Genomic DNA, 24,209 nt, shown 5'->3' with positions numbered 1-24,209 from the left:
GAGACCTGAGCAGCCCCATGGTGTAAGCTCTGTGCCTCTTCGGATTCGACCCATTGCGAGCCTTATGCCGTCGTTCTTCAAACGCTCCCTGTTGCCCAAACTGCGTGGTTTCCCGCTGTCTCCCGATGCCATCGATGTGCTGTCCGGTGCCGCTGCGTACCGCCTGTGCCTGCTGGAAAAAATCGCCCAGGCCACACAACGCATCTACATTGTTGCGCTGTACTTGCAGCAGGACGAAGCGGGGCAGGAAATCTACGACGCCTTGCACGCCGCCAAGGCGGCACGGCCCGAGTTGGATATCGTGGTGGTGGTTGACTGGTTGCGCGCCCAGCGCGGTCTGATCGGCGCCGGCAAGCAGCCGGGCAACAGCGCCTGGTACCAGGCCATGACCCACTCCCACGCCAGCGAAGTACCGGTGTACGGCGTGCCGGTGCAAACCCGCGAACTGTTCGGCGTGTTGCACCTCAAGGGTTTCGTGATCGATGACAGCGTGCTGTACAGCGGCGCCAGCCTGAACAATGTGTACTTGCACAAGTTCGACAAATACCGCTTTGACCGCTATCACCTGATCCACAGCAAGCCCTTGGCTGACTCGATGCAACACCTGGTGGAACACGGCCTGGTCGCGTCCAAGGCCGTGCATCGCCTGGACTTGCCGAACCTGCCGACCACCCGCAGCCTGCGCAATGACATCGGTGACTTGCGCAGCCGCTTGAAGCACGCGACCTACGACACCACCACAGGTTTGCTGCCCAATGGGCACTTGTCGGTAAGCCCGTTGCTGGGTGTGGGCAAGAACAACCCGTTGAACCGGGTGATCCTCGAACTCATCGCCAGTGCCCAGCATCAGCTAACCATCTGCACGCCGTATTTCAACCTGCCGCTGCCGGTGACCCGCGAAATAAACCGCGCCCTGGCGCGCGGGGTGAAAGTCGACATCATCGTCGGCGACAAAACCGCCAACGATTTCTACATCCCGCCAAGCGAGCCGTTCAAGGTGATCTCGGCGTTGCCTTACCTGTATGAAATCAGCCTGCGCCGCTTCGCCAAACGCCATCAGCCGATGATCGACAGCGGCCAGTTGAACCTGCACTTATGGCGTGACGGCGACAACACTTATCACCTTAAAGGTATGTGGGTTGACCAGCGTTACACCTTGCTGACCGGCAACAACCTCAACCCACGGGCATTCCGCCTCGATCTGGAAAACGCGTTGCTGATTGATGACCCACAAGGCCAATGGCTGGCGCCACGGCGTACTGAGCTGGCGCAGATCTTCCAGCACACCACGCGTATCGAGCGGTATCAACACTTGCAAACGCTGGTGGATTATCCGCCAGCGGTTGGCAAGTTCCTACGCCGGGTCAGCCGGGTGCGGATCGAGCGGCTGCTCTACAGAATTTTGTAATATCTCGCCATTCTATCAAGCGCCCACGTTTACTCCACCGGTGCTGCCGACGGCACCGGCACCTGACCTGACTCCACTTGCCGACACCGCGGCTCGGCTCACGCGCAGCATCCGGTGGGTGGGAAGTCAGTGCAAGGCTGCGCGTCGCTGCCCAGGGGCTTGACCCTTAAGGCGCAGGTTGGCCGTATGCTTGCGCTGGAAAAGAACGGCGCGTGGTGTGCAATCAATCCAACCACTCAGGAACCTGAAGGGACACCGCTGGAGCAATTCACACCGGCTTGACGCTAAGGCATGAGCACCCCAGGTGTTCGCCGGCCGGTGCAGGCCGCACGAACGCCTGGGTGTTCAATCAGTTCAGGCCCAACTTGCCGCGCAGCATCGACAGGTCTTCAGCCAAGGTGTTGACCGGGCCAACCAAGGCTTTGCGGTCGGTTTCCTTGACCTTGTCGTAGGTCTCATAACCGCCATCTTTGGTTTTGTACTTGGCCAGAATCTTGTCCACGGTGGCAAAGTTCTTGTCGACCTTGGCCAGGAAAGCCTTGTCTTGCTTCTCGATCTGGCCACGGAACAGGTCGACGATTTTCTTCGCGCCGTCGATGTTGCCTTGGAAGTCATACAGGTCGGTGTGGCTATAACGGTCTTCTTCACCGGAGATTTTGGTGGCAGCGACTTCTTCCAACAGAGCTGCTGCACCGCCGACGACTTTTTCCGGCGGGAAGGTCAGGCCATCCACGCGAGTTTTCAGGTCATTGACGTCGGTGTTGAGCTTGGCGGTCAGTGTTTCCAGACCTTTGGTGGTCTTCTCGGAGAACAGCACGTACTCGATGCGGTGGAACCCGGTGAAATCTTCAGCAGTTACGCCTTTCTCGTGGTCGTCGACACGTGAATCGATCGAAGCATCGAGGTCGCTGAACAGCTCGGCGATCGGCTCGATGGACTCATAGTGCACGCGGGTCGGCGCGTAAAGTTTCTGCGCGGTGGCGAGGTCGCCTTTATTGATGGCGTCAGTGAAGGCCTTGGTCTGCGTGACCAGTTCGCCGATTTCTTCGGTGACGTAGATCTTGTAGTCCGACACCGGGCCTACCAGGTCCAGGGGCGCGGTGGCGGCGAAGGCTGCCAGCGGTGAAAGGGTCATTAGCAACGACAACGCGATAGTCGACTTCTTCATGGGACGTTTTCCGCTCTGGTTTGTTTTAGGTGTTGGCAGTGGTTTGAGAGTGCGTTGCAGCGAGCAGCGTGCGGCCAAGGAAATCCTTGGGCCCGGTGACCCCAGGCAAGGTGAAGAAGTACCCGCCGCCAACCGGCTTGAGGTATTCCTCCAGGGGCTCGCCATTGAGCCGGGTTTGCACGCTGATAAAGCCTTTCTCCAGGTCAGCCTGGTAGCAGATGAACAACAGCCCCATGTCCAGCTGACCGTTTTTGTTGACGCCGTTGGAGTAGTTGAACGGCCGACGCAGGATCAGGTTGGCCTGTGTCTGCGGGGTACGCGGGTTGGCCAGGCGGATGTGCGCATCGAGCTTGGTCAACTTGCCTTCCGGGTCCTTGCTGTAGTCGGGCACCTGGGTTTCTTTTTGCCCATCCATGGGCGCGCCGGTCGGTTTGATACGGCCGATGATGCTTTCCTGTTCCTGCAATGGCGTACGGTCCCAACGCTCGACGAAGTTGCGGATGATTCGCACGGCCTGGTAGCTGCCGTTGGCGGCCCACGCCGGTTCGTCGCTGCCAGGTTGTACCCAGACGATCTGGTCCATGGCCTTGGCGTCATTGGAATTCGGGTTGGCCGAGCCATCACGAAAGCCCAGGAAGTTACGTGCGCTCTGCGCCGGTTCACCGGGTTTGGCCGGTGCCTGGGGCGGTACGCTGCCTTCCTGTTTCCAGCGCACCAGCAGCAGGTCGGGCAGGTTTTTCACGATGTCGCGCAGTGCGTGAATATTGGTGTCCGGCGTGTTCGAGCTAAATTGCAGGCTCAGGTCGCCGTGACACTGGGCGGGTTCCAGCGCGTCGTTGGGGAAGCCGACCATGCGGCTCAGTCGCTTGGGTTTGGCTGCCGCCAGGCCGAAGCGCTCATCAAACAACGACTCGCCGACCGAGACGGTGATGGTCAGGTTATCCGGGGTGACTACCGGGCCGAGAATCCCGGAATCGGTGGGCGGCAGTTTCGGGTCGACTTGCGGCACGGTGCCGCCGGTCATCAGGAACGCGATGCGCTCATTCAAGGTGCGGAACAGGCGCTCCAGGTCTTCGCGATCGCTGGCCAGCACGTCGAATGCGACGAGCATGCCGCAGGCCGGGCGCGGGGTGACGATGCCGGTCTGGTGCTGGCCGAAAAAGTCGTGGTGGTCCTGGGTCTTGTCACTGCGCGGTGCGGTGGTGACTTGTTCGGCCGCAGCGGCCATGGCCGGGCAGGTCAGGGTGCTGCCGGCAATCGCGGCGCCGGTGGCGGCCATGCCCAGCAGGACGCGGCGACGTTGCGCGGAAAACTGTTCTGAATCACTCATCTATTAGGTCGTCTTCACTGCAGGCCGGAGAGGCCAAGGGCGGGGTCGATTCCATCGAGTGCAACGGCCAGAGCCTTGGCCTTGTCGGCGATCTGCTTGCGCTGATCGGCCGTGACGCTGTCGTAGCGGCTGTACTGGCCGTCGACTTTAAAACTGTTGAGTTGGGCATCGAAGGCATCGAGCGCGCTGTCGATTTTCGGCAGCAGGTCCGCCGCCGATTTGCTCAGCAACGGACGCATCAGGTCGACCACCTTGCGGGCAGCCTCCAGGTTGGCGGCAAAACCGTTCAAGTCGATATGGCTGTAGCGCTCCTCTTCACCGCTGGCAGCCCGCACATCCGCCAGGCTGTTGAGGTTGCGCACCACAATGCTGACCAGTTGTTCGGGTGGCAGCGACTGCGCAAGCAGCTGTTGCTTGAGGGTGGTGACGTCAGTGACCAGCCGCTCGGCAATCGGGCTGAGGCCCTCCAGGCTGCGCTGCTGGAACAGGCTGTATTCGAGGCGATGGAAACCGCTGAACGCCGGGTCTTGCTCGCGTTTTTCGAAGTAATCGGCGCGGGCGTTGATCGCGTTGTCCAGCTCGGCCAGGCGTTGAGCGGCGGGAGCCAGGCGCTGATACGCCTCACGTGCCGGTACATACAGCGCCTGCGCCTGGGCCAGGTCACCGGCTGCAATGGCTTGCTGCAGCGCGGTCACGGCCTTGACCAGCGCACTGCCTTGGCCGCTCAGGTACACACGGAATTCCGACAGCGGGCCGATAAAGGCCACCATCGACGGTTTTGCCTTGGCCTGGGCATCGGACTCAGCGGTGGGCGTGACATGCAAGGTGCCGCGCGGGTTGCTCAGCAGGCCGCAGGTGATCGCATAGTCGCCGGGCAACAGGTTGGCGTTGATCACCTGGCTTAGGCCCGGCGCGATATTTTCGCGTTCTTCAATCACCAGCACGCCGTCGAGGATTTCCCATTCCACCGCGCGGTCGGAGCGGTTGATAATGCGAAAACTCGCGCGCCCGGCAGGCACGCTAATTTCATTCGGCTCGCACGCGTGACCGTGAATGGTCACGGCGATTTCATTGTGGTTGGTCTGGCGCTTGGCGGCAGCCAATTGCGAGGCGTAATAGAACAGCGCACCGGCGGCGATCATCACCACCACCGAGCCGGCCACTGCCCAGCGCAAGGCGCGCGACGGCGGTGCCGGTTGAGGGTTCTGGTTGGACAAGAGACGGTCCTTACTGGCTGGAAACGGAAGAAGGTTTGGTGACAGGCTTGGCGGCGGGCGCGGGCAGGAAGAACATCACCAGCGCCACCACCAGATAAATCAGATAGGCACCCAGGGTGCTCACGGTCGGCGCTTCCTGGTAGCCGAACATCCCGGCGAGCACCGAACCCAGCGGGCTGTCCATCGGCAGCACGGCGCTGAAGTCGAACAGCACGGTTTGCAGGTGGTTCCACACTCCGGCTTCGTGCAGGGCCTGCACCGAGTTGGCAAGAATGCCGGCGGCCACCACCAGGATGAACAGGCCGGTCCAGCGGAAGAACGCGCCGAGGTTCAGGCGCATGCTGCCGGTGTAGATCAGGAAGCCGACGATAATCGCCAGGATCAAGCCGAGCAGGGCGCCAATCGGTGCGCCCGGACCTTCGCTTTGCTGGAACACGGCAAGCAGGAAGAACACGGTTTCCAGGCCTTCACGGGCCACGGCAAAGAACACCATGGCGATCAGCGCGATGACTTGGTGCTTGGAGCCGGCCAGTGCATGATCCAGGGATTCGTGCAGGGAATGCTTGATGGAGCGCGCCACCTTGCGCATCCAGAACACCATGGAGCTGAGGATGCCGACGGCGACCAGGCCGACCACCCCCTCAAACAGTTCCTGTTGTTTTTGCGGGAATTCGGCGCTGACCAATTCCAGGCCACCGCCTACCAGCAGGGCCAGCGCAGCGGCCAGGAACACGCCGATCCACACGGCGGGCATCCACTGGCCACGGCCGGTCTGTTGCAGGTAACTGGCGATAATGCCAACGATCAATGCGGCTTCAATGCCTTCGCGCAGCATGATTAGAAAGGGAACAAGCATTCGGCACCGCATCAAGACTGGTTAGGATGCTAATTTGTAACATAATGATACTCATTACTAAACAGCCAATGTTGACCTTTGCTGAACTGCGGCTGAACGGTGGTGGCGAATCGCAACCGCCCTTATGATGCATGCCATCTTTTGCAGCATTGAATAGCCCGATTCCCATGGCGGAAAAAGACACCATCTCTATCCATCTTGTGCGCGAAGCCTTGCTGCAAAGCTGCGCGCCCGGCGCGGCCACGGTTGAAGCGTTGAGCAAGGTCGGGATAGACCCGGCGCTGCTCGAGCAGCCCGACGCCCGCGTGCCCGCCACGGCCTACGCACGCCTGTGGCGCTTGCTGGCGCGGCGCATGGACGACGAGTTTTTTGGCATGGACCCGCGCGCACTCAAGTCCGGCAGCCTGGCGTTCTTGTGCCGCGCCGCGATGGCGCAACCGAGCCTGGATGCCGGCCTGGAAACCGGCCTGGGTTTTCTGTCGTTGATGCTCGAGCAAATGCCCGCACAACTGGTGCGCCAACAGAGCCTGGCAGAAATCGTCTTGCTCGAACCCGAACCCAAACGCGCGTTTACCTATTTCACCTATTGGATGATCGTCCACGGCGTGGCTTGTTGGCTGGCGGGGCGGCGGATTCCGATCCTCGCCATTGAACTGCGCTGCCCGCCACCAGAGTTTTGCGACGACTATCGCGTGATGTTTTCCGACAACCTGCGCTTCGACCGGCCGCGCACGCGCATGATCTTTGCTGCCGACTGCCTGGACCTGCCGATCAAGCGCAGCCCGGAAGAACTCAAGCGGTTCCTGGCACATGCGCCGGCCAACATACTGGTCAAGTACCGCGACCCGGCGAGCCTCGCCACTCGTATCAAAAATGACCTGCGCCATATGCCTGCCAATACCTGGCCGGAAACCGAAGGCTTGGCCGCCAACCTGTGTATTTCGGCGTCAACCCTACGTCGTCGGCTGGCCGATGAAGGCCAGACGTATCAGGGGCTCAAGGATAGCGTGCGCAAGGAACTGGCGATTGTCTGGCTCGCCGAGGCCGATATCAGTTTTGTTGAAATTGCCGTGCGCCTTGGATTTGCTGATGTCAGCTCATTCTACAAAGCCTTTCGCAAATGGTCCGGCTCAAACCCGGGGCACTACCGTAGTTTGATCCTCAGTGACGCGTTGCCGCCTATGTGACGCAGGCTCATGGGGCGGACCGTGGAAGGAAATGCGTACATACACTTGCTCATCTCGGCTTCGGAATTAGCCTATCTCGTTGCAATCAGTAATTTCCAGAGTATTAGACTCCGTTCTCTGGAGTACTTTTAATGAGCTTATCCAGTATTGATTCAGGCAACAGTAGACGCACGCGCCAATCCAATCCGCCACCCGGTGAGCTGAACCTGGCGACGGCAACCGCTCAATCTGACAAGCCGGTTGTTGGCGTTAAGACAACCGCTGAAGCTGACACTGAACTGGCCACGATGCTGGCAGATCATCACCAAGGCGATTGGCGCTTTCAAGATGTGTCGCCAGAGACGTCGGTTGGTAAGTGGGTGGGCCATTTGGCTGACGCGTGGAACTCGCCGGCCATGCAGGCGTGGGTAAGGGCACAAAAATTCCGTATGTCAACGTTCCGCATAGTGGGGAACACGCTGACGGTACAGTCGCAAGACACCGGCAAAATCACCACATTTACCCCGGCTGATGGCAGCGGTTGGTGGCCGATCGCACGCCAGGTAATTGCCAGTGCTGCCATGCTCGATCCGCAAGGGAAGGGCCTGAGCAGCCCCCCAAGCAGACTTTTGCCCTCTGAGATCGCGGCGTTCTACGGCGTTCGCTGGCCCATCAACAATAATGATGCCGAAGCGCTCAAAGCCAACGGTTTTGCGGTACAGCGTGTAGAGGATGACCCCCTGCGTTCACCTGAAGTGCGCAAGCTGGCAGAACGCGAGTTTATGGATATAGAAAATGAACGCGCATTGATAACCACGCTGCTCAGTGAGCTCAAGGATAAACCAGACGACGAGGACATCGACCTCAGAGCGATTTCCCAGGCCATAGCACCGGGGTCGACACTTGGCATTGCCAATCGCTCGGGTCTCAGAATACTGAAGCGCTTGATGCGTGACCCTCTGATGGCGCCGATCTTGAGCGCGAAAGGCATCGATGTGAAGGCCCAGGTTCGGCTGGAGAATGGGCAGTTTATGCTATGCGCCAACGGCACATCCGGACCGTGGCATAACCTGACGGATCCAGTTCTGGCCCATCCGACGCTCGCGCAACTGCTCAACAGTGCCATTGAGCATGCGCAAACAACCGGAGAAATAATCAGGGCACAATCAACCGGCGACCTATGGCAATTGCTTCGGTTTGCAACCTCGAACGAATTACCCGCCATCAACACTGTCAGCGAATTGCGCAACATCTTGAACTGGAAACTCAACCCGCTGCCCCCAGAGCCCGCACTGGGCAGCTATGCCCGCAATTTTTTGGAAGATAAGCAATCCCCTGACGCCCTGACCGAGCAGCAACGTATCAGAGTCCGCCGTTCAGCCCCCGGCGCCAGCACACCGCCGAAGCTGACACTGCTTGATTGCTCACCCAAACCCTGGGCAGGCAAGAGCCCGGAATACATCCGCCAGAATGCCGACGAACTCATCAGCCAGGCATTGACTCTGGGCTCCGGGCTGAGGCGCTGCGAGCCCATTCTTGCTGCACTCAAAGACGACCCGTCAGCGGCGCCCGGAAAAGCTTCGCCGAGCTATCGTAAGCAGATGATCCTGACCCGTGATCTGCTGGTCGTTGATCCAAAACTGGGTACGCAGCGTAATCATATCGGCGGCTACGACCTGTATTCGGCATCGAACACAGGAAAAACCCTGTTGCAGGTGCGTACCGAACTTGAGCAGCACATGGCCAAGGAGCTCCAATTACCGCTTGAATCCGCGATATTGCTCACCCACGCGTTGTTGGCGACGGTCGCTCCCGAGTTTCGGGTGGAGGGCGCCGGTTCGTTACGTGTAGGGACGTTGCCACTGGTGAGCCTGCGTGTTCAAACGGCACTGGTGGAAATGGCCTCCCAAGGCAGTTCGCGCCTGATGAGCGCAGAGCAAATTGGCTCTCGTGCCTTACTGAAACCGATTTCGCCTGAGCACGAACAGTTGGAAGCAATGCACTCTGCCGGGCCGATATACGACTGGGCCGTGGCCCAGGGCGTAGTGAGCGCTGAGGGTGATTACTCACCCTCGGCGCTGAATGTCGCGTTGGTTACTTACAATGAGCGCGTTGAGGAAAGTCGGCGAATGGCCGCCAGCCTCGATAACGCCCGCGCATTACTCAATACCCGCACGCAAGTGGCTGAGGAGGAATTGGACCGGGTGTGTCCTGGCCAGAGTGAGTTCTTTAATAAACCAAGCGTGTTGTTCAGCGCCAGTTCGACAGTGATATCGGTTTTAACCCACAGCCATATGGTGGAAACAGCCCTTAACTTAAGCGGTAAACCAAAAGTCACGCTCTCCGGGCTTGCAGCGGGGCCTTGTTCGATCAAGGACTTATACATGTCAGGCGAGTTGACGGCCGAAAACATACACACGAAAGAATGGAACTTTATCAACCCTTCGGATAAAACCGCTTTTGAGGCTTTAAAGCGCCAACTGGTGAACGTGAGGCCGATCGCAGCCGTTTTTGATCAGCCTTTTATGCAAGGCCTTGACCACTTGGCAAATTATCAGGTCATTGCCACGAAATGCTGATGAGCCAATTGCCTGTTGAAGACCGGCGAAGGTTGGAGTCAGGAGAGGTCACGGTCTATGGTGCTTCGACTCAGGAGGGCGGCCTCAATCAGGATGAGGCCCAGCAAAAAATCGGGCCGATCCTATTCCTCAGGGACGCGTTGGGCGCCAAGTGTTATGAGCTTATCCCCGCCACTAACAGCTACGCAGAACGCCCGGAACTGGTGAGCGCCATGACGTTTATGAGTGATTCGGGTACCGATTCCTTCGGGAGAATCATGCGCCGGCGTCTTACCCCAACGTTGCCGGTTGATATTGAGGTGGTTGCGCACTTTCCCGCGCCGCCAATGGGTCAGGACGCATCAGCGGGTTTGCCCAATACCTTTTCATCTTCACGGATAACTGAAATTCTGAGCACGTTGCAACGGGAAAATTTGCTCGTCGACCGCCTGCTACTGATGAAGCAAGCTGCAGGCACGACGTATAACGAAGCGGTTCAGCAGCGTTTGGATGCCATCGATACTTTCGTCGTCAATACCCTGATTCCGTTTAAAGGCAATATCGAAGAAATCGCCTCAGGCGACCGCCGTCGTGTTGCCCTGGGCGCTGTTGGGTTGGGCCTGGAAATTTTCGGTGCTCTGTTGGTGGTTGCCAGTGCTGTCAGTGCGTTCGCCAAGGCAGGCTCGATAGCGACGAAGTTTGCCGTTACGGGTAAAGCAGTGCTGTCGATGTTTGATCTTCCGGGCGCCGTGGCTGGCACGGCGAAATCCTTATTCCGTCTCACCGCAATGGGCGTCAGAAGCGTGGGTGTGAACGTCCCCACGTCATTAGGAAAAGGACTCTCTTATTTCAAAAAATTGGTGAGTGGGGGCAAAAAAACCGAGCAATTAATCAGGCTGTCGCCCCGTGAGCGTGCGGCCAAAGAGGTGACTAACTTAGTGGGAAACATCGCCTTGTCAAATACGATTAACGGCACAGTAGATTTTTTCCAGCAATCACCGCCCACAGTGTCTGAAGGCAGCTATTCGCTGCCGACTTAACGCGCGACAACGACTGTTTGGAGCAGGGATGCTCATCTCTCGCGGGTCTAACCCTGACTCTGTGCCCCCCCGACAACTGTCGCCTTCCTGTACGGCCAAGCCGTAATGTCTCAGCTCACAGCATCTGCAAAAAAAAGCCCCACGGCCGAATGAGCCGCAGGGCTAAAAATTGGCTGGATGCGACCAACCAAAGGAGCTCTTTACATCACTTGCTGCTGGCTACGACCGTGTCCGGCTGCCAGCCGCCGCCCAGGGCCTTGTAGATCGCGACAATGCCGCGATACAGGTCCACTTCGGCCTGGGCCTGGGAGTCTTCAGCCGCCAAGCGCTCACGTTGCGCGTCGAGCAATACCAGGAAGTCCACGGTACCTTCGCGATAACGGATCGCGGCGAGATCCGCGGCAGCGCGGCTGGACTCACTCTGACGAATCAGCGAGACCAGGCGCTGCTGGCGTTTGCCGTAATCACTGAAGGCATTTTCGGATTCTTCCAGTGCCAGCAACACTTGCTGCTCATAGGTCGCCAGGGCGCCGTCGGCCTCGGCATTCGCACCGCGCAAACGCGCACGCACGCTGCCCAGGTCAAAGGCGGCCCAAGTGATGCTAGGGCCAAGGGACCAGGCATTGGCGGCAGCCGAACCAATCTGCGAACCACGCCCGGCGGTAAAGCCCAGGAAGCCGCTGAGGCTGACCCGGGGGAACAGGTCGGCTTTGGCCACGCCGATACGCGCAGTGGCCGCAGCCAGTTTGCGTTCGGCGCTGAGAATGTCCGGGCGACGTTGCAGCAACTGGCCTGGGTCGCCAATCGGCAAGGCCTTGGCAATCGCGGGCAGGTCTTTGGGGCTCAGGTCTACGCTCAGCTTGTCGGGGCGCTGGCCGAGGAGGGTGGCGATGCGGTTACGCTCGCGCACTTGCTCGGCCTGCAGTTGCGGCACGCTGGCTTCAACCGCCGCCAGGCGTGCGTCGGCGCGTTCCACATCGAGCTGATCACCCACACCGGCATCACGCAGGCTCACGGTGATGGTGCGCGATTCCTGCTGGTTCTTCAGGTTGTCCAGGGCGATACGTTCACGCAACTGCGCACCGCGCAATTGGCCGTAGGCGTCTACCAATTCGGCAATCATGGTGACTTGCAATTGGTACAGGTCGGCCTCGGCGACCTGTTGGTCAGCGTCGCTGGCCTCCAGGTTGCGGCGGATACGCCCAAACAAGTCGACTTCCCAGGCCATGTCCAGGCCCAGGTCGTAGCGCTCACTGTTGACGCGCTTGGTGGTCTGGCCCGGAATCTGGCCTTTGCCCACATCACTGCTGGCGCGCGAGGTCACGACCGGCATGATATCGGTGGCCACGTCATCACGAATGGCGCGTGCCGCCCGCAGACGGGCGAAGGCCACACGCAGGTCACGGTTGCCGCTCAGCGATTGGGTGACCAACTGGTTGAGGGTCGGGTCCTCGAACTGCTGCCACCAGATGCCTTCGTACTTGGCGTGGTCATAGCTTTTGGTGTCGGCGGCGGCCGTGATATTGGCCGCCTCCAATTTTTCGGTTTTGTAGTCCGGGCCTACGGCACAGGCGCTCAGCGCCAGTACCAGCAAGCTCGGTAAAAATACTTTCACGCTCATTGCTGTGTCTCCAGCTTCAAGGCCTTGGCCGCTTTGCGTGCTTCGCCGCGCTCCACATAACGACGGATCAGGACGTAGAACACCGGGGTCAGCAACAGACCGAAGAAGGTCACCCCGATCATCCCGGAGAACACCGCCACGCCCATGGCATGACGCATCTCGGCACCGGCACCGCTGGACAACACCAGAGGCACCACACCCATGATGAAGGCGAACGAGGTCATCAGGATTGGCCGCAGACGCAAGCGGCAAGCTTCCAGTACCGCGGCCAGCGGATCGAGGCCTTCCTGCTGTTTATCCTTGGCAAACTCGACGATCAGAATCGCGTTCTTACACGCCAGGCCCACCAGTACAATCAGGCCGATCTGGGTGAAAATGTTGTTGTCGCCGCCGGAGATAATCACCCCGGTGATGGCCGACAGCAGCGTCATCGGTACGATCAGGATCACCGCCAGTGGCAGGCTCCAGCTTTCGTATTGGGCGGCCAGTACCAGGAACGCCAGCAGTACGCAGAGCGGGAACACGAACAGCGCGGTATTGCCCGAGAGGATTTGCTGATAGGTCAGGTCGGTCCACTCGTAGGTCATGCCATTAGGCAGTTCGTCTTTCAGCAACTTTTCAATCGCCGCCTGTGCCTGGCCGGAGCTGTAGCCCGGTGCGGCGTTGCCGTTGATTTCTGCGGTGATAAAGCCGTTGTAGTGCATTACGCGGTCCGGCCCCGAGGTGTCGCTGACCTTGATAAAGGTCGCCAGCGGGATCATCTCGCCCTTGTTGTTGCGCACTTTCAACTGGCCGATCTGGTCTTCATCCAGGCGGAACTGCTGGTCTGCCTGCACGTTGACCTGATAAGTACGGCCGAAGCGGTTGAAGTCGTTGGCATACAACGAGCCCAGGTAGATCTGCAGAGTGTCGAAGATGTCGCTGATCGCCACGCCGTGGGTCTTGGCCTTCTCGCGGTCGATAGCAGCATCGACCTGGGGCACGTTGACCGTGTAGCTGGTGAACAGGCCGAACAATTCAGGCGTGGTGCGGCTCTTGGTGATGATGTTCTGCACTTCTTTGTACAGCTCGTCGTAACCCAGGTTGCCACGGTCTTCGATTTGCAGACGGAACCCGCCGATCGTACCCAGGCCCTGTACCGGCGGCGGTGGGAAGATCGCCATATAGGCTTCTTCGATGCTGCTGTATTTACCGTTCAGTGCCCCGGCAATTGCACCGGCGGACATGCTCGGGTCTTTACGTTCATCGAAGGGCTTCAAGGTCACGAACACAATGCCGCTGTTCGGGCTGTTGGTGAAGCCGTTGATCGACAGGCCAGGGAAGGCGACGGCGGCTTCCACGCCGGGTTGTTTAAGCGCGATGTCGGACATGCGCTTGATCACATCTTCGGTGCGGTCCAGGCTCGCGGCGTCCGGCAATTGCGCGAAGGCCACCAGGTACTGTTTGTCCTGGGCCGGTACGAAACCGGTTGGTGTGTGGGCAAAGCCCAGCCAGGTCAGGACCATCAGGCCGGCGTACAGGAACAGCGCGATGCCACTGCCGCGAATCACCCGGCGTACAGTGCCCACATAACCATGGCTGGCTTTCTCGAAGAAGCGGTTGAACGGGCGGAACAACCAGCCACCCAACAGCTTGTCGAGCACCTTGGAAAAGCGATCCTTCGGTGCGTCATGGCTGCGCAGCAACACGGCGGCCAGGGCAGGGGACAAGGTCAGCGAGTTGAACGCCGAGATTACCGTGGAAATGGCAATGGTCAACGCAAACTGCTTATAGAACTGCCCGGTCAAGCCGCTGATAAAGGCCGCTGGAATAAACACCGCACACAGTACCAACGCGGTCGCGATGATCGGGCCGGTCACTTCGCTCATGGCTTTTTCAGTGGCCGGGAACGGGTCGAGTCCCAACTCGATATTTCGCTCGACGTTCTCCACCACCACGATGGCGTCGTCCACCACGATACCGATGGCCAGTACCAGACCGAACAGCGACAGCGCGTTGAGCGAGAAGCCAAACAGGTGCATCACTGCAAAGGTACCGATCAACGATACCGGGACCGCCACCAACGGAATGATCGAGGCGCGCCAGGTTTGCAGGAACAGAATTACCACCAATACAACCAGGATCAGCGCTTCGAACAGGGTGTGAACCACCGCTTCGATAGAGCCGCGCACGAAGATAGTGGGGTCATAGACGATGCTGAAATCCATGCCTTCCGGGAAGCTCTTTTTCAGCTCCGCCATCTTGGCGCGTACTTCGTTGGAGATCTCGATCGCGTTGGAGCCTGGGCGCTGGAAGATCGGAATCGCCACCGCCGGCTGGTTGTTGAGCAACGAGCGCAGCGCGTATTGGCTGGAACCCAACTCTACCCGTGCGATGTCTTTGAGGCGGGTGATTTCACCATTATCGCCTGAGCGAATGATGATGTTCTCGAACTCTTCTTCAGTGACCAGGCGGCCCTGAGTATTCACCGACAACTGGAAGCTGGTGGCATTCGGTGCAGGTTGCGCACCCAGCGCACCGGCGGCCACTTGACGGTTCTGCTCGCGGATTGCGTTGACCACATCGGTGGCGGTCAGGTTGCGCGAAGCGGTTTTGTTCGGGTCCAGCCATACACGCAGGGAGTAGTCGCCCATGCCGAACAACTGCACGTCACCCACACCGCCCAGACGCGCCAACTCATCCTTTACGTTGAGCAAGGCATAGTTGGACAGGTAGAGCATGTCGTAACGCTTGTCCGGCGAGGTCAAGTGCACCACCATGGTCAGGTCAGGGGAGGCCTTGTCCACGGTGATACCGATACGCGTCACTTCCTCAGGTAGCTTTGGCTGCGTGCGGGTCACACGGTTCTGTACCTGTACCTGCGCGTTGTCCAGGTCGGTGCCCAGGGCGAAGGTGATGGTCAGGGTCAGCTTGCCGTCGGCGGTCGATTGCGAGGACATGTACAGCATGTTCTCGACGCCGGTGATGGCTTGCTCCAAGGGAGCGGCCACGGTTTCACCGATGACTTTAGGGTTGGCGCCCGGGAAGTTGGCACGTACTACCACGGTAGGCGGCACCACTTCCGGGTATTCGCTGATCGGCAGTTGGAACAGCGAGATCGCACCGGCGATCAAGATCAACAGCGACAGCACCGCTGCGAAGATCGGCCGCGAAATGAAGAACTTGGAAAAATTCATCTTGAGTTGTATCCCTTAACCGCGTGGAGTCGCGACGGCTGCGAGCTTGGGCGCGGCTTTATCCGGCGCCACTTGCTCCAGGTTGCTGGCTTCAAGCGCTTGTCGTTGTTGTGCCAAGGCGGCGAGGGTTTCCTTGCTGGCCATCGGGATCGTTTCCGGCGCAACCGGCGAACCCGGGCGAATGCGCTGCAAGCCCTTCACGACGATGGTGTCGTCCTTGTTCAAACCGCTGCGCACAATGCGCAGGCCTTCGATCTTCGGCCCCAGTTCCACCGAGCGATAAGCCGGCTTGTCGCCATCCATCACCAGCACGAACTTCTTGCCGAGGTCGGTGCCGACCGCTTCGTCGTTAATCAACACGGCGGAGTAGGTGCCGCTGCCGACCAGCTTCAAGCGGGCATACAGGCCAGGCGTGTATTCGCCCTTGCTGTTATCGAACACGGCGCGCCCGCGGATGGTGCCGGTGGCCGGGTTGACCTGGTTGTCGACAAAGTTCATCTGGCCCAGGTGCGGGTTGCCGGTTTCATTCGACAGGCCCAGGTACACAGGTGTGGTCGCGCCACGGCGGCCTTCCCGGGCCAGCTCGGTGTACTTGAGGTACACGCGCTCATCGGCGTCGAAGTAGGCGTAAACCTTGTCGGTGGAAACCACGCTGGTCAGCGGCGTGGTGTCGGCGGTCACGAGGTTACCGGCAGTGATTTCGGCACGGCTGACGCGGCCACTGATCGGCGACGTTACGCGGGTGAAGCTCAGGTTCAGCTTGGCCAGGTCCAACTGCGCCTGGATCCCGGCGACAGCGGCGCGGGCTTCCTGGGCGGCAGTGGTGCGCGAGTCGGCCAGTTCAGCGGAGATCGCATTGCTCTGGCGCAAGCGTTCGCCACGTTGCGCTTCATTATCGCTACGGCTGGCGGCGGCTTTGGTTTGTGCAAGCTGGGCTTCGAGGCGGCGCACTTCAGATTGGAACGGGCGCGGGTCGATCTGGAACAGCAGGTCGCCTTTCTTCACCAGCGCGCCTTCAGTGAAGGCCACCTGATCGATCTGGCCGGACACGCGCGGACGAATCTGCACGGTTTCTGGCGCTTCCAGGCGACCGGTGAATTCGTCCCACTCGTTGACCGGTTGTTCCAGCACCTTGGCCACACTGATTTTCGCCGGGGGCATGGCGGCCGCTTGATCCGGGGTCTTGCCGCAGGCGCTCATCACCACCACGGCCAAAATCGCCAAGGGGAAGCGCAAGTGTTTGAGTGACTGTTCCATGAGGTGCATCCGCCAATGTATTTGAGATGGGCGGATCATGCGCGGCGAGGTGCTATGTCACGAATCGAATGAAACAAAGGTAACTATCATTCGGAATGATATAAGCGCGAGGCCAGCCCCCTAGAATGGCGGTTTCGTTAGGGAGCTATCAATGGGCGTGATGACAACAGTGTATTGCGTGGCCTGCAAGGAACGAGGCTCACAGGCTGCTGTCGGTGTGCGGCAACAGACTCAAACGTCTGCCGGTGGCGCCAGGTTGCCACGCTGACTGCCAACCAACCCTCCCAAAAAGTACATCAACCCGCCCGTCACAACAAAAACCACCAACATATAAAACATGCTGTAAGCCGGCTGCGTGGCCAACACCCACCCACACAACACCGGCCCCAACGCCGCGCCGACATTACTCAGGTTCTGCGCGGCGTAATACATGCCGCGCAGGTGATTGGGCGCGATGTTATCGATGAACATGTATTCGGCCGGGAACACAATAATTTCGCCAAGGGTGAAAATTGCCATCGACAGCACCCACATCAGCAGCGTGGTCGACAGCGCAAAGCCGCCCAGCCCGATGATAAACAGACTGAGCCCTGCGGCCAGCCATCGGTTCAGGTAACGCGGGGAAATCCGTTTGCCGAGGCTGTATTGCAAGCTGATCACCGTCAGGGCATTGGTGGCCACAATCGTGCTGATGATCCGATAGGTCTCTTGAGGTGTGGTGGTGACGATCAGGTATTGCGAGAGGTAGGCGGTGAACTGGCCGAATACCACGGCACTGAGCAGTCCGCCGAGGGTAAAGCACACCAGGCGGTAATCGCGCAGTAGCAGTGTGCCGACGGCCAGGAACGCCACGGGTGGCTGGTTCGTTTGCGAAGTCTGCAAACGCCTGTCACCCCATACGCAGTAGGTCAACCAGAACCCGGCGCCAAGCCCGGCTGACATTAGAAACGGCAGGCTGGCATCCACGGCGGCCAACCCGGCGCCAAGGAACGGCCCGACGGCGTAACCGATATTGGTCAGCGTGTATTTGATCGAAAACGCTTCACTGCGCTGTTCGACGGGAAGCAGGCTGCCAAAGGCGGCTTTTACCGCGATATCGATCACCGCATACGCCAGGTTCACCGACACCAGGCACAGATAGAACAGCCAGAGCGCGGGCGCGATAGACGCACCGAGAAAGCCCAGGGTGAACACGCCGCAGAAGGTCAGGATAAGCCGGTAACTGCTCATCCGGTCCACCAGAAAACCGCCATACAGGCTCAGCAGCGAGCCGATGATCAGTGTGCTGCCGATCACCAGGCCGATGTCGGCGATGCTCAAGCCAAACTGGCCTGATAAGTAAATGACCAGGTAGGGCAGGGTGATAGCGCGGGCGAGTGTCAGTATCAGCGAGGCACTCAATAGCAGTTTGAGGGTGGCGGGGTAGTGTTTCAGCGTGGCCAGCATTCGAGCCTCATAATCCATTTATAAGCAGGGAAGCAGCTTACGTTTGAACTGAATTCTGATTTAGGATGGTTTTTATTGAGATACAGGAACTCAATTCATGAATAAGGACTGTGCATGTTTTCCTCAGAGCGCCTCAAGGGCATCGATGTATTTGTCTGCGTCGCGCAGTACGGCAGCTTTACGGCGACCGCCGAGAAAATGAACCTGACCGCTTCGGCGGTGAGTAAAAGCATTGCGCGCCTGGAGGCTCGCCTGGGAGCTCGACTGTTCCAGCGTACTACGCGCAGGTTAGCGCTGACGGATGCAGGTGTTGCGTATCTGCGTACCTGCACCGGCGTGTTAGCCGAACTGGAAGAAGCCGAATGGGCACTGCAGGCTGAAAACACTGAGTTGCGCGGGCGTGTGCGCATCGACTTGCCCGGTGCCTTTGGCCAGGCGCAGGTGCTGCCGATCCTGCTGCCGTGGCTGCACACTCATCCATTGCTGACTCCGCACATCTCCTTTTCCGATGGATTTGTCGATCCGCTTAAGGAAGGCGTGGATATCGTGGTGCGAATCGGCGACGCCCCGGCCTGGCCGGAAACGGTAGCGCACCGTTTGCTCACGCGCGAGTGGCATGTGCTGTGTGCATCCCCCGCGTATCTCGCCCTTCACGGCATGCCGCGGTCCGAGCGTGACCTTGAGCAGCATCAGTGCATTGCCTACGGCTGGGTCGATGGCCGCGTCAGCCCTTGGCAGCACGCCGGCGAACACGGCGCAACACTGCACAGCCACAGGCAGCCGCAACTGGTGATCGGCCATGGCGACGGGCTGAAGATGGCCGCGCTGGCCGGCTGCGGTATCGCGCAACTGCCGTCGTGGCTGGTTGAGCAACACTTGCAGGACGGGTCGCTGGTGCAAGTCTTGCCGCACTTGGCCAGTGTCGGCATGGGCATCAGCGTGGCCTGGGTCAAAAACCGCTACGCGCTGCCCAAGGTGCAAGCGGTAGTGGAGGTGCTGGTTGCAGGGTTAGGCGCGGCTGAGTGACACTCATCGATTTTCCGCACAGATTTTTCACAGGATTCGACCATGCCAAACCTCCCGACACCGCCTTCCACGGGCGACGATCCTTGCCTTTGGCTTGAACAAGTCGACAGCCCACAAGCGCTGGACTGGGTGCGCGCGCAGAACCTCAAGACCCACGCACGGCTCGCCGAATCCGCGCCCTTCAAGGCCTTGCAGGCCGACCTGCTGGCGGTGCTCGATTCGGACAGCAATATTCCCTACGTGGAAAAAATCGGCGCCCACTATTACAACTTCTGGGTCGACGCCGCCCACCCTCGCGGCCTGTGGCGGCGGACCACGCTGGCGGAATATCGCAAGGCGCAACCGGCCTGGGAAACCGTGCTGGACATCGATGCGTTGAATGCCCTGGAAGACGAGAATTGGGTCTGGCACGGCGCCGACTGCCTGTACCCAGGCTATCAACGCGCGTTGGTCGCACTCTCCCGTGGCGGCGCAGACGCGAGTGTCACGCGCGAATTCGACCTGGTCGAAAAAGCCTGGGTCAATGCCGGCTTCGAGTTGCCCGAATCCAAGGGCGGGCTGGGTTGGATCGACCACGACAACGTGTATGTGTTTACCGATTTCGGGCCGGGCAGCATGACCCGCTCGGGTTACCCGCGCATCGTCAAGCAGTGGCAGCGCGGCACGCCATTGACTGCCGCCAGCGTTGTCTACGAAGGCGCGCACGACGATATGTATATCGCCGCGATGCACGACAGTACGCCGGGCTATGAGCGTGATTTTGTCAGCCGCACCCTGGCGTTCTACAACAATGAACTGTACCTGTGCGCCCAGGATGGCACGCTGAGCAAAATCGACGCGCCGAACTCGGCCGACAAGTCGGTACACAAAGACTGGTTGCTCCTGCAATTGCGCGATGATTGGACGGTAGGTGACGGCTATGCGGCCGGCGCGTTGCTGGCCATCGACTTTGCACGGTTCATGGCCGGTGCGCGGGATTTCGACGTGCTGTTCGAGCCATCGCAGACTACTTCGCTGGCCGGCATGGACTGGACCCGCAACCACTTGGTGCTCAACGTGCTGGAGGACGTCAGAAACCGCCTCAGCGTGCTGACGCCTGGCGCACACGGCTGGGCACGCAGCGCATTTATCGGCGCGCCGGAGTTGGCGACCGTGGACGTGAGTGCCGTTGACAGCGATGACAGCGACGCTGTGTGGATGGTCACGCGCGGCTTCCTCACGCCGGTCACACTGTCGCTGGTCGAGCTTGGCGCACAACCCGAAGTGCTCAAAGCCATGCCGGCGTTCTTCGATGCGAGCCGGCATGTAGTTGAACAGCATTTTGCCGTGTCCAAAGATGGCACTCGCGTGCCGTATTTCCTGGTGCATGAACAGGGCTTGCAGTACAACGCCAACGCGCCGACCTTGCTCTACGGTTATGGCGGCTTTGAAGTGTCGCTGTGCCCGGAGTATTCCGGCGGGTTGGGCCGCGCCTGGCTGTCCAAAGGCGGTGTTTACGCGGTGGCGAATATTCGCGGCGGCGGCGAATACGGCCCGCGCTGGCATCAGGCGGCGCTCAAACACAATCGCTCGCGCGCCTATGAGGATTTTGCCGCAGTGGCGCAAGACCTGATCCGCCGCAACATCACCTCGCCGCGGCACCTGGCCGTGCAAGGTGGCAGCAATGGCGGCCTGTTGACCGGCAATATGCTCACCCAATTCCCCGAGCTGTTCGGGGCCGTGGTCGTCCAAGTGCCGTTGCTCGACATGCAGCGCTATCACCATTTGCTGGCAGGCGCCTCGTGGATGGAAGAGTACGGCAACCCGGACGTGCCCGAAGAATGGGCCTACATCCAGACGTTTTCACCCTACCACCTGTTCGACGCGGCCAAGACCTATCCGCCCGTGCTGTTCACCACCTCGACCCGCGATGACCGCGTACACCCGGCCCACGCCCGTAAACTTGCGGCCAAGATGATTGATGCCGGCCAGGACGTGACGTACTACGAAAACATCGAAGGCGGCCACGGCGGCGCGGCGGACAACGCCCAGAGTGCGTACATGAAAGCGCTGGTCTACGGCTTTTTGTGGGAGCGCTTGAGCGCCGGCCACGGCTGACCGGCGCTGGCCGGTATGATCGGATGCCCCTTGAATAAGTGAAGAATCAGATGCGCACACCCTATGTTTTTATCTTGATGTCGATGCTGTTGGCGGGTTGTGGTTCGTCGGGGGCAACTACTGGAAATCCTGCGTTCGAACCTCAGCAAAATGGGCCGCTGACGTCCGATTCACCGCTGGATCCTTACACCGTTGAGAAGCTCAATGCGATTCTCCAAGAGCGTCCAAACTACCGGTTTCTTCCCGCGGGCCAACAGATCGGCCTCATCTCGGAGGCCTTTTTAGGCACGCCCTATGTTGCCAACAAGTTACAGGGCTCACTGAGCACCCCCGAACAACTGGTGGTCGATTTTCGAGGCCTGGATTGCTTTACCTACCTTGATTACGTCGAGGCCCTGCGACAGTCAGCAGCACAACCCGACTTTATGAAAAACCTGTTGCGCACGCGTTATGTTGATGGCGATCTCGATTTTCTCAGCCGTAAGCACTTCTACACGGATTGGGCCTACAGCGGCACGTATAAACAGGCGCAAGACATCACCGCGCAGCTAAGCGCCCATGCTGTGCGCCGCGAAAAACGCCTCAACCAAAAAGCCGACGGCAGCGCCTATTTGCCTGGCCTGCCGGTGGTCCAGCGTACGGTGACTTACATTCCTGCTGGTTTTATCGATAAGACGGTCATCAATCGCCTGCACGAGGGCGATTTTATTGGCATCTATACGCCCTTGGCCGGGCTGGATGTGACCCATGTGGGGTTCTTTATCATGACGGACAAAGGCCCGGTGCTGCGCAATGCGTCCTCGCATTCAGGCAGCCAGAAGGTGGTGGATTCGCCGTTTCTGGCGTATGTGGCCAACACGCCGGGGATTGTTGTGCTGAGGGCGAAGGAGTAAAGGCTCATCGCCTTGTTGGCGTTCCGGATCCCGTACACCGAGAAGCCTTCCCATCATCGAGCATTCAGTGTCAATTGAGCCACTGCCCCGTCAGGGAGGCGACGTTTACAGTAAGCTTGGCTGCTGTATGAGCTAACGTTCATGTACGCGCCTTTCCGATGACTCGCTGGATACCGCCCCTGTGAGATATCTGCCGCCCAGTGCGACCTTGCGTGCTTCTGAAGTTGCCACCCGCCATCCGACTGGCGCCCGGTGACACTCGTGTCGATTTGCATAGGCGCGGGGTCGGCATGGTGGTGCACTTCCACAAGGTCAAGGTGAGGTCTTTACCGCCGTCACCTGCGAATGGGTGCATGGGGAGAGACGATCTGGGGCTCCATCCCCGCTGATTCGCCCACCGTGCTCCAGGTCTGAATGGCTCTAAAGCGTAAATGGCGTTAGCATTCCCATCACTCGGCTTAAACAGCCTGTTTTTCAGATCAGGGTCGCATTGTGGAAAAGCTAAAACGCCTCCAAAGTGGAATCGAAGGGCTCGACGCTCTGCTCAAGGGAGGGCTGGTCGCGGGCGCCTCCTACATAATCCAGGGGCGGCCAGGGTCTGGCAAAACGATCCTGGCCAACCAACTTGGGTTCCATCATGCGAACAATGGAGGCCGGGTTCTGGTCGCCACGCTGCTGGCCGAGTCACACGACCGTCTGTTTCAGTTTCTTTCTACCCTGAGCTTTTTCGACGCTTCCAAAGTGGGTGCCGACATTCAGTTTGTCAGCGCGTTTGATACGTTGGAAAACGAAGGGCTGAACGAGGTGGTAAAACTGCTTCGGCGCGAGATAAGTCGCCAAAAAGCTACAGTGATGGTGGTAGACGGCCTGCTTAACGCTCGCTCAAAAGCCGACTCGCACATCGACACCAAGAAATTCATTTCCGAGTTGCAAGGGCACGCTGCTTTCGCCGGTTGCACAGTGCTGTTTCTGACCAGCTCGCGTCTCGACGACGGCAGCCCAGAGCACACCATGGTTGATGGCGTCATTGAAATGGGCGAAGAGCTATTTGGTACTCGCTCGGTACGTCGTATTCAACTGCGTAAAACTCGCGGCAGTGGAGCCATGACAGGCCTGCATGAGTGTGAGATTACCGACAATGGCTTGGTGGTCTACCCTCGTCTCGAAAGCCTTTATAGCCACCCGTCCGCCCCCGACAGCGCCGACATGACGCGTATTCCCAGTGGCATTGCTTCGCTGGACGGCATATTGGGTGGCGGCCTTTACAGTTCCAGCGTGTCTCTGGTCATGGGCCCCTCCGGCATTGGTAAAACGACGCTGGGCCTGAAGTTTCTGGCCGAGTCGACGGTGGAGGCTCCAGGACTGCATTTTGGCTTTTATGAAAGCCCGCAACGGTTACGACTCAAAGGCCAATCACTGGGTATCGATATCCAGGGCATGGAGGACAGCGGCGCCCTGAGCATTGCCTGGCAGCCGACGACTGAGGGTTTACTGGATGGGTTGGGCGCACGCCTGTTGAGTCTTGTAGAAGAAAAGGGCATCAAGCGCCTGTTCATCGATAGCCTGAGCGGTATGACCCGAGTCTCTACAAACCCGGCGCGAATTACTGACTTCTTGAGTGCGCTGATGAATGAGCTGCGATGCAGGGGCGTAACCGTTTTCGCATCCTGGGAAATGCGTGATCTATTTGGCTCCGAGGTCAGCGCGCCAAACTCTGACCTGTCCAGCATCGTCGATAACTTGATGCTGATGCGGTTCTCTGAGAATTCCTCTGAACTAAGCAGGACACTTTCCATTCTTAAGGTACGAGATAGCTCTTATGACCCCTCCAGATTTGAGGTGGTCATCCAAGATCGCGATGTTTTCCTGAAAAAGGCTTCGAGACATGAACCTTCAGTCCCCACTGAGACATCGCCCGGTTCAATTTCTTAAGCTTTTGAGTGGGTTGAA

16 protein-coding genes are annotated in these 24,209 nt (G+C 59.2%); 8 read left to right on the top strand and 8 right to left on the bottom strand.

What is annotated here, in order from left to right; all coding sequences use genetic code 11:
* The first annotated feature begins 64 nt into the window (after positions 1-64).
* Positions 65-1,408: a CDP-diacylglycerol--serine O-phosphatidyltransferase gene (gene pssA / locus P5706_RS17395; protein WP_200432718.1), complete on the top strand. Its 1,344-nt coding sequence runs from the start codon at positions 65-67 to the stop codon at positions 1,406-1,408.
* Positions 1,409-1,757: 349 nt separating this feature from the next.
* Here pssA and efeO (P5706_RS17390) read toward each other — a convergent pair whose 3' ends face one another.
* From efeO (P5706_RS17390) to efeU, 4 genes are read right to left on the bottom strand one after another with little or no spacing between them, the layout of a single operon-like run.
* Positions 1,758-2,576: an iron uptake system protein EfeO gene (gene efeO / locus P5706_RS17390; RefSeq protein WP_200432717.1), complete on the bottom strand. Its 819-nt coding sequence runs from the start codon at positions 2,574-2,576 to the stop codon at positions 1,758-1,760.
* A 25-nt stretch (positions 2,577-2,601) separates the two neighbouring features.
* Positions 2,602-3,906: an iron uptake transporter deferrochelatase/peroxidase subunit gene (efeB, locus tag P5706_RS17385; RefSeq protein ID WP_200432716.1), complete on the bottom strand. Its 1,305-nt coding sequence runs from the start codon at positions 3,904-3,906 to the stop codon at positions 2,602-2,604.
* Between the two features lie 14 nt (positions 3,907-3,920).
* Positions 3,921-5,123, bottom strand: coding sequence for an iron uptake system protein EfeO (gene efeO / locus P5706_RS17380; RefSeq protein WP_285680390.1), 1,203 nt, complete (start codon positions 5,121-5,123; stop codon positions 3,921-3,923).
* Positions 5,124-5,133: 10 nt separating this feature from the next.
* The gene (gene efeU / locus P5706_RS17375; protein ID WP_285680388.1) at positions 5,134-5,979 is read right to left on the bottom strand and encodes an iron uptake transporter permease EfeU; all 846 of its coding nucleotides are present in this window, start codon (positions 5,977-5,979) and stop codon (positions 5,134-5,136) included.
* 167 nt (positions 5,980-6,146) lie between these two features.
* Between efeU and P5706_RS17370 the strand changes: the two genes are divergently transcribed.
* From P5706_RS17370 to P5706_RS17360, 3 genes are all read left to right on the top strand, one after another.
* The gene (locus P5706_RS17370; protein ID WP_285680386.1) at positions 6,147-7,166 is read left to right on the top strand and encodes an AraC family transcriptional regulator; all 1,020 of its coding nucleotides are present in this window, start codon (positions 6,147-6,149) and stop codon (positions 7,164-7,166) included.
* Positions 7,167-7,297: 131 nt separating this feature from the next.
* Positions 7,298-9,724: a hypothetical protein gene (locus tag P5706_RS17365; protein WP_285680384.1), complete on the top strand. Its 2,427-nt coding sequence runs from the start codon at positions 7,298-7,300 to the stop codon at positions 9,722-9,724.
* Complete coding sequence (locus P5706_RS17360) at positions 9,724-10,743, top strand: hypothetical protein (protein WP_285680381.1); 1,020 nt, start codon at positions 9,724-9,726, stop codon at positions 10,741-10,743. Before P5706_RS17365 ends, P5706_RS17360 begins: the two co-directional genes overlap by 1 nt.
* Before the next feature lie 205 nt (positions 10,744-10,948).
* Here P5706_RS17360 and P5706_RS17355 read toward each other — a convergent pair whose 3' ends face one another.
* The 4 genes from P5706_RS17355 to P5706_RS17340 form a co-directional block, all read right to left on the bottom strand.
* The gene (locus P5706_RS17355) at positions 10,949-12,364 is read right to left on the bottom strand and encodes an efflux transporter outer membrane subunit (RefSeq protein ID WP_099549834.1); all 1,416 of its coding nucleotides are present in this window, start codon (positions 12,362-12,364) and stop codon (positions 10,949-10,951) included.
* Positions 12,361-15,540 (bottom strand): efflux RND transporter permease subunit, encoded by a 3,180-nt coding sequence (locus P5706_RS17350; protein ID WP_285680378.1) that lies wholly within the window; start codon positions 15,538-15,540, stop codon positions 12,361-12,363. Before P5706_RS17350 ends, P5706_RS17355 begins: the two co-directional genes overlap by 4 nt.
* A 15-nt stretch (positions 15,541-15,555) precedes the next feature.
* Positions 15,556-16,797, bottom strand: a complete 1,242-nt coding sequence (gene mexE, locus P5706_RS17345) for a multidrug efflux RND transporter periplasmic adaptor subunit MexE (protein ID WP_200432711.1) — start codon at positions 16,795-16,797, stop codon at positions 15,556-15,558.
* A 231-nt stretch (positions 16,798-17,028) separates the two neighbouring features.
* Positions 17,029-18,243: an MFS transporter gene (locus P5706_RS17340; RefSeq protein WP_285680375.1), complete on the bottom strand. Its 1,215-nt coding sequence runs from the start codon at positions 18,241-18,243 to the stop codon at positions 17,029-17,031.
* A gap of 114 nt (positions 18,244-18,357) precedes the next feature.
* Here P5706_RS17340 and P5706_RS17335 point away from each other — a divergent pair, with 114 nt between their 5' ends.
* The 4 genes from P5706_RS17335 to P5706_RS17320 all read left to right on the top strand — a co-directional run bounded on the left by P5706_RS17335 (position 18,358) and on the right by P5706_RS17320 (position 24,191).
* Positions 18,358-19,269 (top strand): LysR family transcriptional regulator, encoded by a 912-nt coding sequence (locus P5706_RS17335; protein WP_285680373.1) that lies wholly within the window; start codon positions 18,358-18,360, stop codon positions 19,267-19,269.
* Positions 19,270-19,311: 42 nt separating this feature from the next.
* Complete coding sequence (locus P5706_RS17330) at positions 19,312-21,366, top strand: prolyl oligopeptidase family serine peptidase (RefSeq protein ID WP_285680371.1); 2,055 nt, start codon at positions 19,312-19,314, stop codon at positions 21,364-21,366.
* A 50-nt stretch (positions 21,367-21,416) separates the two neighbouring features.
* Positions 21,417-22,259 carry a DUF1460 domain-containing protein gene (locus tag P5706_RS17325; RefSeq protein WP_285680369.1) on the top strand — a complete coding sequence of 281 codons (843 nt, stop codon included), beginning with the start codon at positions 21,417-21,419 and terminating at the stop codon, positions 22,257-22,259.
* A 492-nt stretch (positions 22,260-22,751) separates the two neighbouring features.
* Positions 22,752-24,191 (top strand): ATPase domain-containing protein, encoded by a 1,440-nt coding sequence (locus P5706_RS17320; protein WP_285680367.1) that lies wholly within the window; start codon positions 22,752-22,754, stop codon positions 24,189-24,191.
* The last annotated feature ends 18 nt before the right edge of the window (positions 24,192-24,209 follow it).

Origin of the sequence: Pseudomonas sp. ChxA, from assembly GCF_030263855.1 — a bacterium.
Lineage (GTDB): Bacteria > Pseudomonadota > Gammaproteobacteria > Pseudomonadales > Pseudomonadaceae > Aquipseudomonas > Aquipseudomonas fluorescens_CB.
The sequence above is the reverse complement of the archived record's forward strand: the minus strand, read 5'-3'. Positions and strand labels throughout refer to the sequence as shown.

Coding starts and splice junctions, on each gene's coding strand:
- P5706_RS17350 (WP_285680378.1), bottom strand. CDS start 15,540: ATGAATTTTTCCAAGTTCTTCATTTCGCGGCCGATCTTCGCAGCGGTG.
- efeU (WP_285680388.1), bottom strand. CDS start 5,979: ATGCTTGTTCCCTTTCTAATCATGCTGCGCGAAGGCATTGAAGCCGCA.
- P5706_RS17335 (WP_285680373.1), top strand. CDS start 18,358: ATGTTTTCCTCAGAGCGCCTCAAGGGCATCGATGTATTTGTCTGCGTC.
- P5706_RS17360 (WP_285680381.1), top strand. CDS start 9,724: ATGAGCCAATTGCCTGTTGAAGACCGGCGAAGGTTGGAGTCAGGAGAG.
- P5706_RS17355 (WP_099549834.1), bottom strand. CDS start 12,364: ATGAGCGTGAAAGTATTTTTACCGAGCTTGCTGGTACTGGCGCTGAGC.
- efeO (WP_200432717.1), bottom strand. CDS start 2,576: ATGAAGAAGTCGACTATCGCGTTGTCGTTGCTAATGACCCTTTCACCG.
- P5706_RS17370 (WP_285680386.1), top strand. CDS start 6,147: ATGGCGGAAAAAGACACCATCTCTATCCATCTTGTGCGCGAAGCCTTG.
- mexE (WP_200432711.1), bottom strand. CDS start 16,797: ATGGAACAGTCACTCAAACACTTGCGCTTCCCCTTGGCGATTTTGGCC.
- P5706_RS17325 (WP_285680369.1), top strand. CDS start 21,417: ATGCGCACACCCTATGTTTTTATCTTGATGTCGATGCTGTTGGCGGGT.
- pssA (WP_200432718.1), top strand. CDS start 65: ATGCCGTCGTTCTTCAAACGCTCCCTGTTGCCCAAACTGCGTGGTTTC.
- P5706_RS17340 (WP_285680375.1), bottom strand. CDS start 18,243: ATGCTGGCCACGCTGAAACACTACCCCGCCACCCTCAAACTGCTATTG.
- P5706_RS17365 (WP_285680384.1), top strand. CDS start 7,298: ATGAGCTTATCCAGTATTGATTCAGGCAACAGTAGACGCACGCGCCAA.
- efeB (WP_200432716.1), bottom strand. CDS start 3,906: ATGAGTGATTCAGAACAGTTTTCCGCGCAACGTCGCCGCGTCCTGCTG.
- P5706_RS17330 (WP_285680371.1), top strand. CDS start 19,312: ATGCCAAACCTCCCGACACCGCCTTCCACGGGCGACGATCCTTGCCTT.